At 58.5% G+C, this 17522-nt stretch carries 11 protein-coding genes and 3 pseudogenes; 12 read left to right on the plus strand and 2 right to left on the minus strand.

The window, feature by feature from the left end:
• The first annotated feature begins 910 nt into the window (after positions 1 to 910).
• The 3 genes and pseudogenes from NKJ26_RS31420 to NKJ26_RS33700 form a co-directional block, all read left to right on the plus strand.
• Positions 911 to 1524: pseudogene (locus NKJ26_RS31420) on the plus strand (SDR family NAD(P)-dependent oxidoreductase).
• A 65-nt stretch (positions 1525 to 1589) separates the two neighbouring features.
• Positions 1590 to 1697 carry a hypothetical protein gene (locus NKJ26_RS31425; protein WP_352699575.1) on the plus strand — a complete coding sequence of 36 codons (108 nt, stop codon included), beginning with the start codon at positions 1590 to 1592 and terminating at the stop codon, positions 1695 to 1697.
• A 343-nt stretch (positions 1698 to 2040) separates the two neighbouring features.
• Positions 2041 to 2247 (plus strand): annotated as a pseudogene (locus tag NKJ26_RS33700) (transposase); the annotation flags it as partial.
• Between the two features lie 857 nt (positions 2248 to 3104).
• Here the strand turns inward: NKJ26_RS33700 and istB are convergent.
• Both istB and istA read right to left on the minus strand, forming a co-directional pair.
• Positions 3105 to 3878, minus strand: coding sequence for an IS21-like element helper ATPase IstB (gene istB / locus NKJ26_RS31430; RefSeq protein WP_352699577.1), 774 nt, complete (start codon positions 3876 to 3878; stop codon positions 3105 to 3107).
• Positions 3875 to 5389 carry an IS21 family transposase gene (istA, locus tag NKJ26_RS31435; RefSeq protein ID WP_502903253.1) on the minus strand — a complete coding sequence of 505 codons (1515 nt, stop codon included), beginning with the start codon at positions 5387 to 5389 and terminating at the stop codon, positions 3875 to 3877. The genes istB and istA overlap by 4 nt, the downstream gene beginning before the upstream one ends.
• Before the next feature lie 608 nt (positions 5390 to 5997).
• On the opposite strand from istA, the gene NKJ26_RS31440 reads away from it, so the two are divergent.
• The 9 genes and pseudogenes from NKJ26_RS31440 to NKJ26_RS31480 all read left to right on the plus strand — a co-directional run bounded on the left by NKJ26_RS31440 (position 5998) and on the right by NKJ26_RS31480 (position 17207).
• Entirely contained in the window at positions 5998 to 7167 is a 1170-nt protein-coding gene (locus NKJ26_RS31440) for a M24 family metallopeptidase (RefSeq protein WP_352699579.1), read from the plus strand.
• A 150-nt stretch (positions 7168 to 7317) separates the two neighbouring features.
• Entirely contained in the window at positions 7318 to 8505 is a 1188-nt protein-coding gene (locus NKJ26_RS31445; protein WP_352699581.1) for a serine hydrolase domain-containing protein, read from the plus strand.
• A 383-nt stretch (positions 8506 to 8888) separates the two neighbouring features.
• The gene (locus NKJ26_RS31450) at positions 8889 to 10472 is read left to right on the plus strand and encodes an ABC transporter substrate-binding protein (RefSeq protein WP_352699582.1); all 1584 of its coding nucleotides are present in this window, start codon (positions 8889 to 8891) and stop codon (positions 10470 to 10472) included.
• Positions 10473 to 10493: 21 nt separating this feature from the next.
• Complete coding sequence (locus NKJ26_RS31455) at positions 10494 to 11432, plus strand: ABC transporter permease (RefSeq protein WP_352699584.1); 939 nt, start codon at positions 10494 to 10496, stop codon at positions 11430 to 11432.
• Positions 11433 to 11434: 2 nt separating this feature from the next.
• Positions 11435 to 12328, plus strand: coding sequence for an ABC transporter permease (locus tag NKJ26_RS31460; RefSeq protein ID WP_352699586.1), 894 nt, complete (start codon positions 11435 to 11437; stop codon positions 12326 to 12328).
• A gap of 23 nt (positions 12329 to 12351) precedes the next feature.
• Complete coding sequence (locus NKJ26_RS31465; RefSeq protein WP_352699588.1) at positions 12352 to 13341, plus strand: ABC transporter ATP-binding protein; 990 nt, start codon at positions 12352 to 12354, stop codon at positions 13339 to 13341.
• Positions 13338 to 14363, plus strand: a complete 1026-nt coding sequence (locus NKJ26_RS31470) for an ABC transporter ATP-binding protein (protein WP_352699590.1) — start codon at positions 13338 to 13340, stop codon at positions 14361 to 14363. Before NKJ26_RS31465 ends, NKJ26_RS31470 begins: the two co-directional genes overlap by 4 nt.
• Positions 14364 to 14770: 407 nt before the next feature.
• Positions 14771 to 14884 (plus strand): annotated as a pseudogene (locus NKJ26_RS31475) (DDE-type integrase/transposase/recombinase); the annotation flags it as partial.
• A gap of 157 nt (positions 14885 to 15041) precedes the next feature.
• Positions 15042 to 17207, plus strand: a complete 2166-nt coding sequence (locus tag NKJ26_RS31480; RefSeq protein WP_352699592.1) for a CocE/NonD family hydrolase — start codon at positions 15042 to 15044, stop codon at positions 17205 to 17207.
• The last annotated feature ends 315 nt before the right edge of the window (positions 17208 to 17522 follow it).

Consider the following 17522-nt stretch of genomic DNA (forward strand, 5'->3'; position numbering starts at 1 on the left):
GGCCGAGTGTCCGTTTCGCCGTCAAACACTCGAGGTAGGAGCCGAGTGCCCGAATTGGGCCCGCTCGGATCTGTGCGGGGGGCGCTCAGTAATGAGCGTCCCTACCGCGAAACTCGTATCATCCTGATCGTCGCGCTATAAGATCCTACCGGAAAGCGCCGATGACCACCGCGCTACCTGCTACACCACGTCCCAGGACGTCACCAAAGCCTGGATTGCGGCCGAAAGCCTGCTGCCGGGGGTGTAGATTGCGGCGGTCGCCCGCAAGCATGGCGCGACGCGCTGGCAGGTCTGTGATTGGCGGCGACGTCTTCGACAAGGACAGCTGGCACTGCCGATGGGCTGCGGTCTGCTGGGTACGATTGATGCGAAGTATCATGAATAACCTCATCTGCTGATCGTTGATGTGTCTGCCCGGCATCCCAACCTCCGCTTGAGCAGAATATGTGGGGGGCCCAGTCCGACCCGCAGATAAGAAAAAACTTAGTGACGCAGGGTTGTCCGCCGGTCCTCGGGCTACGCCCTCACACCGCCGGACAACCCTGCGTCATGCCGGATCGAAATGCCGACACGGTCGCATCATGACTGGAACGCACGGCGCCACACTTTATGGGTCCACACCCCGAAATTCGCACAGCATGCCTGTAGACGGCGCAGCTAATAATATTACGTTAAAAACGTATCTTTCAACAATGCTTCATATATATTTAACACTATATTGCATTTGTCTGTTGACATAGAACATTCTAGCGGTACTATACACACAACGACGGTAACTTAAAAAAGTGTTCTTGAAAATAATCCTGTGTTGACATGCATAAAATGGTAGATTTACTTTTTGCATGGCCGATGTGCTTCCCGCCGTTTTCCACGTCGATTCCATCAATTGTCTGGGGCGTATGAAATCACTATGGCTAAAATAGGAATTGTGACAGGATCAGCAACGGGAGTGGGCGCGACTTGCGCCGTTGACCTGGCAGCGCGTGGCTGGAACATCGCGATCAATTACACTAAGAGTAAGAAGGAAGCCGATGAGGCCTATATAAAAGTTAAAGCGCAAGGTGTCGAAGCCATTGTTGTGCAGGCCGACGTAGGGCAGGATGCAGACTGTCGCAAGCTGTTGGTGAGACGTTGAGCAGATGGGGGCGCATCGACGGTCTTATCAACAACGCCGGCACTACAAAATTTCAAAAACCCGGCGATCTTGAAGACATCACACCCGAGGATTTCGACCGCATCTTTCGCGTGAATACCACAGGCGCTTTTATGATGAGCCGGGCAGTGTTTCCGACCATGAGAAAACATTGGCTGGAACGCAAAGAACGAGGTGCGATTGTAAATGTTTCGTCCAATACTACACTTAGTGGCAATGGCAGTTCAATACCCTATGTCCTGTCGAAGGGGGCTCTAAATACCCTTACCCTAACGCTTGCAGGCTGGCTCAGCCCAGCCGTTCGGGTAAATGCCATTTCCCCCGGCTTCATTCAAACGCGTTGGATACTTAACGGAGTCGGCGAAGTTTAATACCGAAAGATGAAAGAAGAAGAGAACAGCGAACGCCTCTTCACCAGGTTGGCACACCGGAACAGATGTCCGAGGCTGTGCTGTTCCTCCTAACCGAAGCGTCCAACATTACCGGCCAGATCATTGTTGCTGATGCTGGGAGTCATCTTGGGTTGCTGTCGAACGGTTGCTAATAACGAAGTCGTGTAGCGCTGGCGGCCAAGCTCGCTGGCATCGTCTGGGCGGTGCTGCGGAAAGAGGCACGGCTTCGATCCGGCAATCGCGGCGACATAGGTATGCGGTCACCGGCCACTGTACGACGACCGCGACAATCTCTACGGGTGGTGCGAGGAAGATGGCCCAACAGTCGAACGGCAACCTGGGAATCCGAAGTCCTAAACGGTCGATCGAGAGACCGCTGTGATTATAAGGCGCAGGTTGCAGATCTCTATCTGGCTGCCACAGGTTCCCGAGGCCTGAACAGAGCAATCTTGAAAACACCCTGCAGACGGGTCGGGCCATATGTTCAAGTTCTGAATGTGGACCGAATACAGTCGTGGCGGATGGCCAAGATCGGCGAAGCGCTACCCGTCTGATCTGACAGACTGTGAGCGGGAGGCCCATGATGCCGAAACGGCCTCGGGGACGGCCGCAGCAGGTGGACTTCCGCGAGTTTGATCAAAGCGGTGCGTTCTTTAGTTTCGCTCTGGCTGCGGCTGGCGGATGCTGCCCGTCCACTTCGGCCTGCCCGACAGCCAGTCTACGGCCTGGATCGCATGAGCCTGCCTAGGTATGTCGGCGGCTCAAGCAGTTGGCTGCAGGCGCGGGGCAGGAGCCATGCATTGGGCATGCCTCTACGATCCTCGGAAGCCTGCCAATCCCGCCTGTGCCGGACACTCCGCTCTCGAATTCGAACCCGCCCCCTGCCTGGCACCACCACAATCGCGGCTGCGGCCGATCCACAGCCATCCGCAGCTCTCGCCGCGCACCACTGCCGCGTTTCCGTTCCGCCTGAAGAGTGGCTCGAGTTTCCCCACTCATTGATCGCACGGTATTCGACGCGGCCCTGTGCAGAGCTTGAGGAGAAACGCGAGCGCCAAGGCAGGCTAGGCGCGAACTTGGCTGATACAGGCCCTCACGGTCTTGCGGCGGTGTGGGTACGCCCATTATGGCTAGCGTGCGCCATGTTCCTGTTGAACCGTCGGGTGTCCTGACATACGCCAGATTCCAGTCGACGAACTGGCGGCAACCGCGGCACGGAGCCTTGGTACGCCATGGCGGCGCAGTTCCTTGCCGCGGTTGTGCCCGTTCCCAGATTGCCGCCAAAGACACGGACGTGATCTTCGCGAATTCACGTCGCCAAATTCGTGCAACGCGACAATTACGGTGTCCGTCTAGCGACAATTAAACTGGCACAAGTGGACAGTCGCCGAGTAGCGACAAGATGTCTATCTTTCTAATTGTCGTTTGACAAGGGGGAGTCTTAGCGACAATTATTTTAATTGTCGCTGGCTGTTTTTGATAATGGCGTGAGTAATTGGCGCTAGCCATTGTCACCAGCGACAATTACAGCCCATGCGATGATGTGTTGCTGTTAAAGCCTAAGCCAAGATGGGAGTTTCCTCGTTGGCGGCTCTGCGGGCGGCGGAGCGCTCTCGATAGCTTTCGCCATTCATTTCTATGATCGTGGCGTGATGGACCAATCTGTCCACCGCCGCCGCGGTCATGGCGGCGTCCGGGAAAACGGTGCTCCATGCTGAAAATGCATGATTGGCGGTGATGGCGATGCTGTGCCGTTCGTATCGATGCGCGATGAGTTCGAACAGGACGCTGGTCTCGGCTTGATCCTTCCTGACATAGGAAAGGTCGTCGAGTACGATGAGGTCGAACTTATCGAGCTTCTCAAGGGCGCCGATCAGGGAAAGGTCGCGACGCGCAGTCTGCAGCCTTTGAACGATGTCGATGGTACGCGTGAACAAGGCCCGCTTTCCAGCATCGATAAGAGCATGGCAGATGGCCGCGATAGCGTGACTTTTGCCTGTGCCGCTTTTGCCGAACAGCAAGAGGTTGTCGCCGTTCTTGATCCAGTCTCCGCCGGCGCCGAGGGACAGAAGTTGCTGTTTGCGCACGCCTGGTGCGGCGTCGAAATCGAAGCTGGCGAAGGTTTTGCCAGCCGGCGCTTCGGATTGATCGCGATGACGCTGGATGCGGCGTGAGGTGCGCTCGGCGACCTCGATCTCCATCAGCGCAGCGATGGTTTTTTGGGCTGGCCAGCCGTCGCGGTCGGCAGTGTCGGCGATGCGCCGCCAATTGCGCACAATGCTGGGCAGGCGCAGTTCGGTCAGCAAGGAGGCGAGGAGGGCTGCGTCGGTCATGGCCGTACCTCGCAAGCCGAGGGCAGAAGCCGATCGTAGGCTTCAAGATTTGGCTCTGGGATGGCGACCTCGCTCGACGAGCTCGGTTTGCTCGCGAACTCGATCTCAAGTTTGGCGAGGTCAGGCAGCCGGCCGGCGTCCAGGATTGCGTCGAGACGATCGGCCAAGGTGATCTCAATGGCTTCGCAGGTCGAGGCCAGAGCCAGCAAAGCGACCATAGACCGGCAGGCGTCTCTGGGCGGCAGGGCTTCGTCCAGAGCGGTCCAGGCGCGAGCGTAGGCTGCGCGCGGGAAGAGTGCTTCGCGGTAGACGAGGTATCGGAGGGCTTGCGGCTTGCGCCGCAGTGTACCGATCAGATGATGATAATCGTTCGAGTGACCGCGTGCTCGGTCGGTCCGTGCGCGGGTCATGCGCATGACCGGGTCGGGGCCGAGGAAGCATTCCAGCCGGTCATCGAAGAGACGCACTTCGATCTTGTTGCCGATGAGCCGGGACGGAACGGAATAGAGGATCCGATCGACATTGATGGTGCTGTTGCGTGTCACCTTCGCCGTCACCATCGCGAAGTCGGTGGTTCGGCGCTTGGGCAGAGTTTTGAGCGTCTCGCGCTCGGCCGCGACAGCCTTGGCGCGGCGGGCGTTGTGACGATCGCAGACGCTACCGACGAAGGCTCGATAGGCTTCAAGGCTGTCGAAATCTCGGCTTCCCCGGCGCCGGAGCCTCTGGTCGAGGCGGATCTTGATGTGGCCGTTGGCGGCTTCGATGCTACCGTTCTCATTGGCGACGCCGGGATTGTTGCGGGTTGGCTCCATGCCGTAGTGCCGGCACAGGTCGCCATAACGCTTGGTAAAATCGCGTTCGGCGTCGCGGTCGAGGTTTTTGAAGGCAGCCGACAGCGAGTCCGTCCGGTGTTCGCGCGGGACGCCGCCCAGCTTCCAAAGCGCATCCTGCAGGCCTTCGGCGACAGCTGAAAAGCTTTCGCCGCCGAGAATGACTCGCGCATGTTCCCAGCCGCTACAGGCCAGCCGGAAATGATAGAGGCGGTGCGGGAAAGGCTCGCCGGCAATGGTGACGCCGAGGCTGTCCGTGACGGTGAAATCGGACAGCGCCTGGCGGCCGGGATCATGGCGCTGAGGGAAGAAGACCTCCTTGTCTTCGCCGTGAAGGGCGCGCCATTTGGCGATGCGACGCTCCAGCGTACGGCGGACGCTGTCGGGAAGAGCGTCAAGGCCGAGTTCGTCCTGGAGGTCCTCGAAGATCGTCACGGCCATGACTCCTGGTATCCCCAGCATCTCCAATACCCGCGGCCAGACGTCCGTCAGTGGGTCGGTGCGAGTTCGCCAGGTTCGCGGCTGCTTCTTTTGAGATGGCAAACGCGGGTCTTTGTCGATGCGGCGTGCGGTGCGCGCGCCAAAGCCGGCGCTGGCTGCGGCGGCATCCTTGCTTTGGTGTCGGGAACGGGAGGTCATGTAGAGCATCACCTGGCAGTCGGTCACATAAAGGTTTGGCATCGAACTCAAATCGTTGGTTGATTGAGCTGCGATACCACCCTCGACGCCGAACGGCTGACCCACCCTGAAGGGGGGGCTTGAAATCGCCGCCGTCTGCCAGTGCCGCTTTCCGGTCGGGGCTTCGCCCCTCCCTTCAAACGGCGCTGGCAGACGCCCTAACCGGCCAAGATAATTGTCGTCGAACTGGCCAACTTAATTGTCGCCGCGCAGTGGCATGTGGTGACAGTGGCCGCAGCAGTTTTGCAGCCGCAACACAGGCAGGACGAGCCCATCGCCTTTGGCCGAACGATGAGCACTGGCCCGTCAGTCTGCGGGAGAATTTTGGGCAATCGAGAGCCGGGTGAAATCAGCGAGCAGAAGGCATGGAGCTGGATAGATCACGACGTCGACTGCGATCCCGACTCTATGAACCTATTCGGACCGTCCGTGAACCCGCAATCTGCACCAAATAAAATATGCGGACGAACCTCGAAAAAAATTGACAAGTTCACGACAATATGTCGACATTAGGTGTCGAGCACACATGAGACGCCTTTTCCCAAGCCCGCTCCCCTCGGAGGGGCCTTGGACAAACTGGTGACGGATGACGAAATTAGGAGAAGCTTTATATGAACGGCAAGAACAATGTGCAGGCGTTTGAGACGTCGGAGTTTCGGTCTCGGCTCGATCAGGTGCGTGCGTCGATGTCCAAGGCTGGGATGGACGCGCTGGTGATCATCTCGCCGTCGAACCAGTACTATCTCCTGGGGTATGACTCTGCGTCCGGTCCGCAGGCTGCACTCGTGACGCTCGACGACGACCCGTACTTCGTCCTGCGCAAGATGGACGCCGACGCTGCGGCCGAAGCCGGATGTTGGCTTCCACAGGACCGGGTTATCGGATATGCGGAAAGCTACGTCGGCGGCTCCGGAGGGGCCAGTCCGTGGGAAGCGATCGGGCGCTTCGTCAAGGACAAGGTAGGGGCGTCCGCACGTATCGGCGTCGAGCTGTCTGGGCTGGGCCTGTCCGACTACCCGAAGCTTGTCAGTGCTTTGGGAGGCCAGGAGCCGCGTGATGGTGACGGCTTGGTATCGGCATGCAGGCTGGTCAAGTCCGAGCGCGAGCTTTTGTATATGACCGAGGCGGCCGCCATAGCTGACCGGGCGATGTCCGCTGGCATGGACAAGATCGCTGTCGGCGCGCGGCATTGTGAGGTGGCGGGCGCGATTATGTCCGTGCTCTGCAAAGGCACCGAAATCATTCCCGGCGGACCGCCGTCGTGGCCCCCTTACATCCGTGGTGGCGAGTTCGCCAAGGCGCCACACCAGGCGTGGATGGACGACGTATTTGCAGCCGGGCAGCAGTATTACCTGCTGTGTACCGCCAGCCGGCGCCGGTACGAAGCTCCAATGGGGCGGATCGTTCATCTCGGCCCGAGCACACCACGCCGGAAGAATCAGCATGAGGGCGCAATGGCGGGGTTCCACGCTGCCATCGACGCGATGCGCCCAGGCGCGACCTGCGCCGATGTCGCGCGCGCGTACCAAGCGGCTATCCGGCCATACGGCCTCACGAAGAAGGGGCGCATGGGCTACTCCACTGGTATTGACACCGTCGACGGTCCGAGCCTGGCGGACAACAACGACACCGAGCTCGTGGCCAACATGACTTTCCACTTCGAGTCTAATATCTTCGAGCCCGGCGAAACCTACCTTTTGAGCGACACCGTTCGGGTTACCGAAGGTGGCGGGAAGCTGATGAGCACCGTCCCGCACACCCTTGTCGAGCGTCCCGCATGACCTGTCCGCGCGACGACAACTCGCGCAGCACAGTCGCCGATCCGCCATCTTGGCTGATGAGGTCTGCGGATGATTCTCACGAACCTCTGTAAGGGTGCGGGAGCAGATCATCAACTGCGCTTGAAACAGCCCAATCAGGATACCTGCCAAATGACGCTTGCTTCGATACCCAACCCGGATCTGGTCGTCTCGCCGATCGATAACAATGTACACTGGAATCTAGCGAATTTCCGCCGGCAAGGTTATCAGAACCTGCATACGATTGCCCGTTACGTCACATCACTGCGTTCGGCGCGCTTCCTTCCGTTCAAGAAAGATATCGACTTTACTATTGGCGAGCGACCAGACGTCACCCGCTTCCTATCGGTACCACATTTCTCCGGTTTCGTTGTAGCTCGTGACGATCGCATCCTTTATGAGGCCTATGCTCCGGACTTCGGGCCGGATAAGCCGTACTCCATCCAGTCGATCACAAAGACGCTGCTTAATATCATGCTTGGCCGGTGCGTCGCAGACGGTCTCCTCGATCTCAACAAACGGGTTAATGACTACCTGCCAGAGATCGGGACGGGCTATGCGGAGGCTACCGTTAGGGCGGTCGCCGACATGAATGTTGCCAACGACTATAGCGACGACGGTAACGCCCCTGTCGCAATTACATGGTCGACCATCGAGGCCGCTGCGGGCATGCGTTCGCCTGCCGATCACGCGACGGGGTTAACGATCCGCTCGCTCCTCTGCCAGGTCACCGGCGACGATGTTGTCAATAGAACCGGCCACGTCATTTACAAAACGGCTAACACCGAACTGCTCGGCTGGATCGTCGAACGTGTAAGTAAGCGATCGCTTGGTAGCTGGCTCATCGAGATCGTGGAGGCGGCAGGTTTTGAGGGATCCTTGCACATTGCTTGCGACTGCGACGGCGTACCGGTGCTCGGTGGCGGCGCCTCGCTTTCCGCCCGCGATCTCGCGCGCTTCGGCTTACTCTTCGCCCGTAAGGGCGAAGGCGTTGACGGGCTCCGTGTCGCCGATAGCGGCTTCATCGAAGAAACACGCCGCGATCACGGACCCCCTTGGCCAAAGCCGCGCGAGGGATTGTACTATAGCCGCCAGACGACGACGAACGGCACCTGGATCGGCCACGGTGGTTATGGTGGGCAATACCTGCTCGCCAACCCCGACACCGGCATCGCGGTTGTCTATATGGCCGTGCACGAAAATGAGAGCGGTGACAGCCCGGGTCTGTATCCCCCTCTGATCAACATGTTGGCTGACCTCGCAGCAGCTGAAGGGCCGACCTCGCAGCAGCTGATTAGACAGGCCACATCTGGGACATAGTTGGCGCGGTGTTTGTCCTGTTTGTGGGGCGAGCGCAATCCTTGGTCCCGATTATCGCGCATGTCTATCTTCCAGCATCGCTCGATCGTTCAACTCGCCGATTTGCCTGTTCGCGGCCAACAGGGTCATGGACGAATTTCGCCCATTTCATGGGACTGACCTCAAAACATCGTTGACAAGTAACGACAATATGTCGACAGTAGCTAGCGGCATCGAAGTGGAGCAGGCGGACAATTCCTGGTCGCTACTCCCGACGGCACGGTGGTGGTCGTGATGGGCCGTGTTCGAAAACCAGAGCGGAGACAGCAAGGACATCTACCCCCTCTAATCCACAGTGATGGGCGAACTCGCAGCAAATGATTAAACAGGAATGGGAGGAAACTATGAAAGATTTTGTCCAGAACATTGACCGCCGCATGCTTCTTAAGGGCGGAGCCGCCTTGGGCGGTGGAATCATTGCTTCCGGCATGCCGCTCTCGCAGGTCATCTGGGCGGCGGAAGGCAAAGTGCTCAAGGTCGCCCTTCAGTTTGATCTCGCAAGTTTGGATCCTGGCTTTACCACCTCGAGCTACGAAGTTAACGTGTTGAACTGCCTTTATTCGAAGCTCACGCACTATAGGCCAGGCTCAGAATGGGGCTGGGATCTGGAGGCGGCGGAAAAGATCGAGCAGGTCGATCCGACGCACATCCGGTTCCATCTAAAGAAAGGCATTAAATTCACTGGCGGCCATGGTGAGGTGACTGCGAAGGACGTCAAGTTCTCGTTTGAACGCATCATCAAGCACAAGTCATCGAATATGTCTGATCTAGGCTCCTTTGATCATGTCGAGGTCGAGGACGATCATACGGGCGTCATCGTGTTTAAGACGCCGTATGTGCCGGTCTGGAGCATCACCTTTCCTTATGCCGTCGGCCATATCGTTTCCGAGCAGGCGGTAATGAAGACGACCGCGGATGGCGGCAATTTCGGCATGAAACCGCCGGCGTTCTCTGGGCCCTATGTGCTCGCGGATTGGAAGCAAAATCAATACACGCTGTTGACCCGTAATCCCGAGTGGTCTGGACCAAAGCCCGGATTCGATGAAATCCGCATTGTACCGATTACTGACACCAAGACGGCGGAACGAGCCTATCTAGCCGGCGATGTTGATTTCGCGACGATCAGTCTCGATTCGCTGGCGACGTTCAAAAGCAACCCGCCGCCTGATACAAAGGTTGAGGAGCATCCCTCGCTCCGTTACATCTGGCTTGGCATGAACATGGATAACCCGAAGCTGAAGGACATCGATGTCCGCAAAGCAATTCAATGGGCCATCAATGTGCCGCAGATCCTGGACGCCGCCTATGCGGGGCAGGCCGACGTGGCAACCGGGATAATTCCGCCAGGTATGATCGGGCATCGCGAGAAGGCGCTCGTTCCCCCAGAAGGCGACCTCGCCAAGGCCAAGGAGTTCCTGGAAAAGGCCGGTGTGAGCGACCTGCAGTTAACCATCGATTGTGACAACAGTGGCATACCGTCGATAATTGCCCAAACGATTCAGGCGCAGTTGTCGCAGATCGGCATTACTGTCCAAGTCAATGTCCAGGATACCGGTTCCTTCAGCGGGATCGGTCAGGAATCGGAAGGCGATCGCTGGAAGGACTTGCAGCTCTTTATCAGAAACGACAGCAGTCTGCCTGATCCTTATTACTACACGGAGTGGTTCGTCAAATCCCAAGTGGGGGTTTGGAATTGGGCGCGCTTCCGCAGTGACCGCTTTGACGAGCTTAACGCCAAGGCAATCACGATTGAGGATCCAAACGAGCGCGCAAAACTATACTACGAGATGCAGGACCTCATGGAGGAGTCGGGTGCCCACCGGTTCCTGACAAATGGTGGTACTCCTGTCGTGTACCGCACGACCAAGATACAAGCTGCGACCCGTCCGGACGGGGTCCCTTTATATCTCAACTTCAAGCCGGCTTAAGCGGCGGCGACAGGCTGCGGTATGTTGTTTTATCTTTGCAAAAGGTTGGTCCTCGCGGTCGCGATCATCGTGACCGCGGTGACGCTGCTCTTCATGATGATCCATGCCGTGCCGGGAGACCCCGCCGCAATTCTGCTCGGCCCCCGAGCGACGCCTGAGATAAAAGCTCAGCTGCATCAGCAGATGGGGCTCGACAAGCCGTTTCTCGTGCAGATCGCCACCTTCTTCAGCGGACTGCTACACGGCAATTTGGGTTATGATGTGTTCAGCCAGAGGCCGGTCGCCGACATCGTGTTTGAGCAACTTCCCTACACACTTGAGCTAATCCTGATCTCCATCTTTTGGGCCGTCGCTATCGCCGTGCCGCTAGGGTGCTACTCTGCAGTACGGCGCAATTCCTTGCTCGATCAGGCGGTTGGGGTAATGGCAGTGGCTACCATTGCTATTCCTTCCTTTGTCATGGCAGTCTACGCACTGCTGATCTTCGCCGTTGCGCTCCGCTGGCTGCCGGCGATCGGGCTGGGCGAGGGCCTTGGCGATGGGCTCGTCCACCTGATCCTGCCAAGCTTTGCAATGGGGATCGGATGGGTGGGCTACATCTCACGACTGGTGCGCGCGTCCATGCTCGAAACGCTGGGGGAGAACCATATCCGCATGGCCCGCTCCTTCGGGATTTCGGAATGGCGCATTGTTTCCCGTTACGCTCTGCCGCTTGCGATCTTGCCAACGGTAACCATCTTGGGCGTGGGGATCGCGTGGCTCCTGTCGGCAGCGGTGTTTGTCGAGGTCGTGTTCGCAAGACCAGGTATCGGCGCGCTTATTGTGCAAGCGGTGAATGCGCGTAACTATCCAATTGTGATGGGGGTCGTCGTCGTCACCACCTTCCTTATTGTCATTTCAACAACGGTCTCCGATCTGGTCAACGCAAGCCTTGATCCGCGGGCTCGGGAAAAGCTCTGATAATGACGAGCATAGACACGATTGGTACAGAAGCTCCCGCAAGGCACAATCCAGGTGCCCTGGGAGGCTTCCTGCGGCAACTGCTTAAAAACCGTCTGGGCATGCTTGGCGCCGTGCTTGTCCTGGTCGTCGTAGCGAGTTCAATCTTTGGTCCGCTCATCGTCACACATAACCCTATCGGCATAATGGTCGGGCCTCGTTTGGCAGGCCCTTCAGCAGATTTTCTTCTTGGCACGGATCAACTCGGCCGTGACACTTTTTCGCGTACCATCATGGGCGGTCGCATCCCGCTTCTCGTTGCCTTTGCATCGCTCGGCAGTTCGCTTGTCGTTGGGCTCGTCCTTGGCCTGATAGCAGGGTTCGGGCCGCGCTGGCTCGACAATCTTCTGCTACTATTCTTCGACACGATCCGCTCGTTTCCCGGGATCATATTTGCTTTGGCCATCATCGCGCTTCTTGGTCCCAGCATGTCCAGCGTGATCTTGGTCATCGCAATAACATGTATGCCGATCTATGCGCGTGTCGTGCGCACCCAAACGCAAGCCCTGCGCAACTCCGATTACATTGACGCGGAGCGAAGCATGGGCGCCGGCACGATGCGCATCCTTGCCGTCCACATGCTGCCTAACGTGGTTGGGCCGCTTCTCATCCTTGTGAGCATGGACGTGCCGGGGGTGATTGCCTTTCAAGCAGGTCTGGGCTTTCTCGGCATGGGTGTGCGCCCTCCGACGCCAGACTGGGGAGCGATCCTCAACGATGGCTACAGCTATATCAATCAGACGCCTTGGCCCGTCATTGCCGGGGGTATTCCAATCGTCGTCGCCACGCTGGGCTTCACATTCCTTGGCGAAGCATTGCGCGACATTTTCGATCCCAAGCTGCGGAAAGACCTATGAGACGTGAGGATCCGACACCGCAAATGTCCGCCAACCCGCTTCTCGAGGTTCGGAACCTCAACCTCGACTTCGGCTCGCCACGCGGACGTGTTCACGCACTGCGCAACGTATCGCTGGACGTGCCGAGCGGACGGATAGTCGGCATCGTCGGGGAGAGTGGATCCGGCAAATCCACGCTTGCCTATACTGTGATGGGTCTACTTCCAGAAAACGCTCAGGTTACTGCCGGCAGCATCATATTCGAAAGACGCGACCTGCTTACGCTGACTGCCCAGGCGCGACGCAGTCTGATGGGTGATCGCCTCTCCATGATCTTCCAGGATCCGATGACCGCGCTCAATCCGGTGCGGACGATCGAGAGCCAGATGATCGATATCCAACACCACGAACAACGAGGCCGTAGTGAAAAGCGCGCTCGCGCGATCGACATGCTCAAGCGCGTCGGAATTCCCGATCCGCAAAGCCGCATCGGGAATTATCCGCATCAGTTCTCTGGTGGCATGCGCCAGCGCATCTGCATTGCCATGGCACTTCTTGTGAGACCGGCGCTCCTCATCGCCGATGAGCCGACCACAGCGCTTGATGCAACATTGGAAGTCCAGATCATCCATTTGCTCAAGGATCTGCAAAGGGAGATCGGTTGCTCCATCCTGTTTGTCTCCCATCATCTCGGCGTCGTCGCTGAATTGTGCGACCGGGTTGCCGTCATGTATGCGGGCGAGGTGGTGGAGCAGGGCGCCGTACGCGACATCTTCCATAATCCCGGCCATCCCTACACAAGGGCGCTGCTTGAGTGCGATCCTGCACGGATCAAACAACGGACGCGCAATTTGCCGACCATCCCCGGAGACGTCCCCAGTCTGCTCGGAAGCAGAAATGGATGTATCTTCCGACCGCGGTGTCCTCACTCCTTCGATCGCTGCGTGCATGAGACGCCTGGCGAATATCGTGTCGCTGCTGACCAGGTCGCGCGATGCCATCTGCTCGATCGAGCTGGGATGGTTGCGGCATGAGTGCGCTGCTGAGTGTCCAAGACCTGCGCGTTCGCTTCCGAACCATGGGGTCGCTGAAAGCCCTCACCACGGGCACGGCCGACCCTTTCATTGACGCTGTGTGCGGCGTCTCCTTTGAAATCCGCAAGGGCGAGACGCTTGCCCTCGTCGGCGAAAGCGGATCTGGCAAATCCACCATCGCGCGCACGATCATCGGCCTTCAGCCGGCCTTTGGCGGCAGCATTCGTTTCGACGGGCAGGAACTTATCGGCCTCAAAGCGGCCGAACGAAAGTCCTACCTGCGCCGCATGACGATGATGTTCCAGGATCCAGTGGGCTCGCTCTCGCCGCGGCTGACCGTGCAGTCGCTCCTCACCGAGCCATTCCGCATCCATGGCGTAAGCACTCGCGATCGCGGTGCCGAAGCGGAGCGCCTGTTGCGCATGGTCGGCTTGCCGGCGGACTTTGGCCGCCGCTATCCCCATCAGCTCTCTGGCGGTCAGGCGCGGCGCGTCGGCGTCGCTCGTGCCCTTGCACTCAACCCAGACCTGATCATCGCCGACGAGCCCACAGCTGGGCTCGACGTGTCGATCCAGGGCGAGGTGCTCAATCTACTTGCTCGCCTCCAGGATGAACTCGGGATCGCCATCCTGATCATTACCCACAACCTCAACGTAGTCCGCCACATGGCCGATCGAATGGCGATCATGTATCTCGGACGCATTGTCGAGATTGGCTCAACCCAAGACATCTTCGATCATCCCCGCCATCCTTATACGCAGGCCTTGCTCTCGGCCAATCCGGTGCCCGATCCCGATGCCGTTCTCAACCGCATCGAAATCAAGGGCGAGGTGCCGAGTATCCTGAGACGGCCAACCGGCTGCGAGTTCCACACGCGGTGCCAGTACGCGCAAGACATCTGCCGCCGAATCTTCCCGGAGCCTTCCTTAAGCCCCACCGACGCATGGCACAGCTTCAGATGCCACTTCCCGCTGCAGCAAAAACCGCAGGCGGCGGATTCAGCAGCTGCTATCTCGCGGTAGGGTGTGGCTCTGAGAAAGGAGCCGTATGCGCCGAGCGTGTGGCTTGCTTCTATTCCAGGTCCTGACCCCGTCACTTCTTTCAGAATCAAGGCGCAATTGGAACGTCACCCGACTAGCGTCGCCGCGACATCATGTTACTCGTACTGAGCGCAGACAACGCGCATATATTATACTGTGCTGTTGACCGGAAATCGCGGGCGCGCCAAGTCAATATCGAAACCGATATTGCGTATGATGCATCATCCTGCCGCTGCGCCTTTTATATTGGGCCTCGCACGACACAGTGCGGATGTGTTGCAACCGTTTTTGTTACTCGTGAGGGGCAAGGGATCTCTCAACCCCTTTCGGAGGATTGCGATGTTTAGCGTGGCCTTCAAAAATGGCTTACACGGTCCTTGGTCCTTTGCCAGTGGATGTATCTCTATCGCGCCATCGACAGTGTCGGTGACACCGTCGAATTCTATTTCAGCGAGCTGCGCGACCTGCCGTCGGCCAAACGCTTCTTCAGAAAGGCGCTGGAGCTGAGCTCGGAATTGGAAGGCCAGCTTGACTGTCGACATATTGTCGTTACCATCAAATAGGCCATCGTGTGGGAGGAGAGAGTCGCGAGAACGCGACCCAATGCGACTCGACGTCACGAGTAGGTTGTATGGATTCGAAGAGAGAGAGGTATGTTAAATGACCGATGTCGAGAACGATGGCTCGGCAATTCGCGCGGTTCCTCAAGATGTGAACGCGGCGCTTCTCACTGGCAATGCTGGGGCATCTGTGAGCATGACAAGCGACACCCAAGCCCCGCAGCCGGGGTCGCAAGCAGGTTTACGCCGGGTGCGTGACATCGAGAACATCTGGATTCCGATGTCCGATGGCACGAAGCTTGCGGCTCGCATGTGGCTGCCCGAGGATGCCGAGGAAAATCCGGTGCCAGTGCTCCTGGAATATATCCCCTACCGCAAGCGTGATGTTGTGCGGTTTCGCGATGAGACCATACACCCCTATCTGGCATCCCATGGGTATGCCTGTGTGCGGCCCGACATTCGCGGGTCGGGCGACTCCGAGGGATTGCCGCAGGACGAATATGTCAAACAGGAGCAGGACGACGGGGTGGAGATCATCGCTTGGCTCGCCAGCCAGACTTGGTGCACGGGCAAGGTTGGCATGTTCGGGAAATCCTGGGGTGGGTTTAGCGCGCTGCAAGTGGCTGCCCGCCGTCCACCTGAGCTCAAGGCGATCATCACGGTGTGCTCGACCGACGACCGCTATACCGATGACGTGCCCTATCACGGCGGTTTAATTCACGATTCCACGTTCTTGGAGTGGGGGGGACAGTGGCCCGCTCTTTGTGCACGCTCGCCCGATCCGGCAATCGTCGGGGACCGCTGGCGCGAGATGTGGATGCAGCGTCTCAATAATCTGGACTACTACACCGTGAACTGGCTTACCCACCAGCACCGCGACGCGTTCTGGAAACACGGATCGATCAGCGAGGACTATGGCGCCATTCAATGCCCCGTCTATGCGGTGGGTGGCTGGGTTGATCCCTACCGTTGCACGGTTAGCCGCATGCTCGCCAACCTGAAATGCCCGCGCAAGGGCCTCATCGGTCCCTGGGGACATCAGTATCCTAACGAGGTCGATCCGGGGCCGGCCATAGACTGGCTCACCGAATCGCTGCGCTGGTGGGATTACTGGCTCAAGGATATCGATACCGGCATCATGGACGAGCCGATGCACCGGGTCTGGATGCAGCGAGAGCCGACAATGCGCGGCATGCACCAGAGTCCTGGACGCTGGGTGGCCGAGGACAGTTGGCCGTCGCCGCGTATCACACCCCGCAAACTCTATCTCACGAAAGACGGGCTTGAGAGCAATGCCGGCGAAGAGACTTCACGCGTCCTTAACCCATTGCAGACGGTCGGAATAACAGCGCCGCGCTTCGGTATCAGAGATATCGACGCTGAGGCGCCAACCGATCAGCGGGTTGACGACGCTCGCTCGCTGACATTCGATTCCGAGCCACTCGAGGAGGAGTTCGGAATTCTCGGCCAGCCGGTGGTCACTCTTGACCTGGCGGTCGACAAGCCGGTGGCCGCCCTGGCCATTCGGCTCAATGAGGTCGAGCCTGACGGCCTGTCGAAGCGGGTCACTTATGAGGTACTCAATCTGACCCACCGGAACAGCGATGAGTTTCCTGAACCCATGGTGCCCGGCAGGCGCTATCGCATCCGCATACCGCTGCAGGATTGTGCCCATGTCTTCAAATCGGGCAGGCGGATTCGTGTTGCCATATCGACGTCACATTGGCCGGCATTTTGGCCATCACCAGAGCCGGTGACGCTGACGCTTTATGCCGGACGGTCCGAGCTCGAGCTGCCTGTGCGACCGCCGCGCGCCGAGGATGCGGACCTGAAGCCCTTTGCTCGGGCTTTCGTGCCGGAACACACCTCTCGTCGAACGGTCCTAGAAGAAGCGCCCGCGCCGACCAGAATTCATGAATGGGACGTCGCAGCCAACAAACTTACGACGCGCACCTTTTTTCATGGCGATGTTCTTGCGGGTCTGGCTGCCGGACGTTACAGGATCGATGCCACCGGGACGGAAATGTCGAAGACAGCCAGTGAGGTGACGGAAATACTCGACCATGATCCGACCAGCGCCAAAGTCGAGACGCAATATGTCGAGGCGATGAAACGCGGTGACTGGTCCATCCGTGTGGAGAGCCGCCTGCGTTTCAGCTTGACTAAGGACAATTTCTTGTTTGTGGGCCAGATTAAGGCCTTCGAGGATGACAAGGAAGTTTTCGCGAAGACTTGGGATCGTACCATTGCGCGCCTGCTGGTTTGAACTTCGTTGTCGGAGCCACTAAAATGGCAAAGGAGCGGAGTGTTCGAGACGATCGCTATCCCATCACCGGTGACCATTGCCCCGGTGATGGAGTACTCAGTGGAAGCGGCGTTTAAGCGACGTTATTCGCGGCCGTGGAGGAAGATCGCTCGAGGCCTTGAGGGCGCCGCCACACGGTGCTTCCAACCTTCCAACGCTTGCGGCAAGGATTGATCGGAAAGGGAACGCCGGCCCGATGAAGCCGCACTGCTTAGCCTCGCCACCTAAATGCCGGCCTCACAGTGGCCCTGGGGACTGTTAGCACTAACAACATGA

The organism is Mesorhizobium sp. M0152 (genome assembly GCF_040322415.1).
GTDB lineage: Bacteria > Pseudomonadota > Alphaproteobacteria > Rhizobiales > Rhizobiaceae > Mesorhizobium.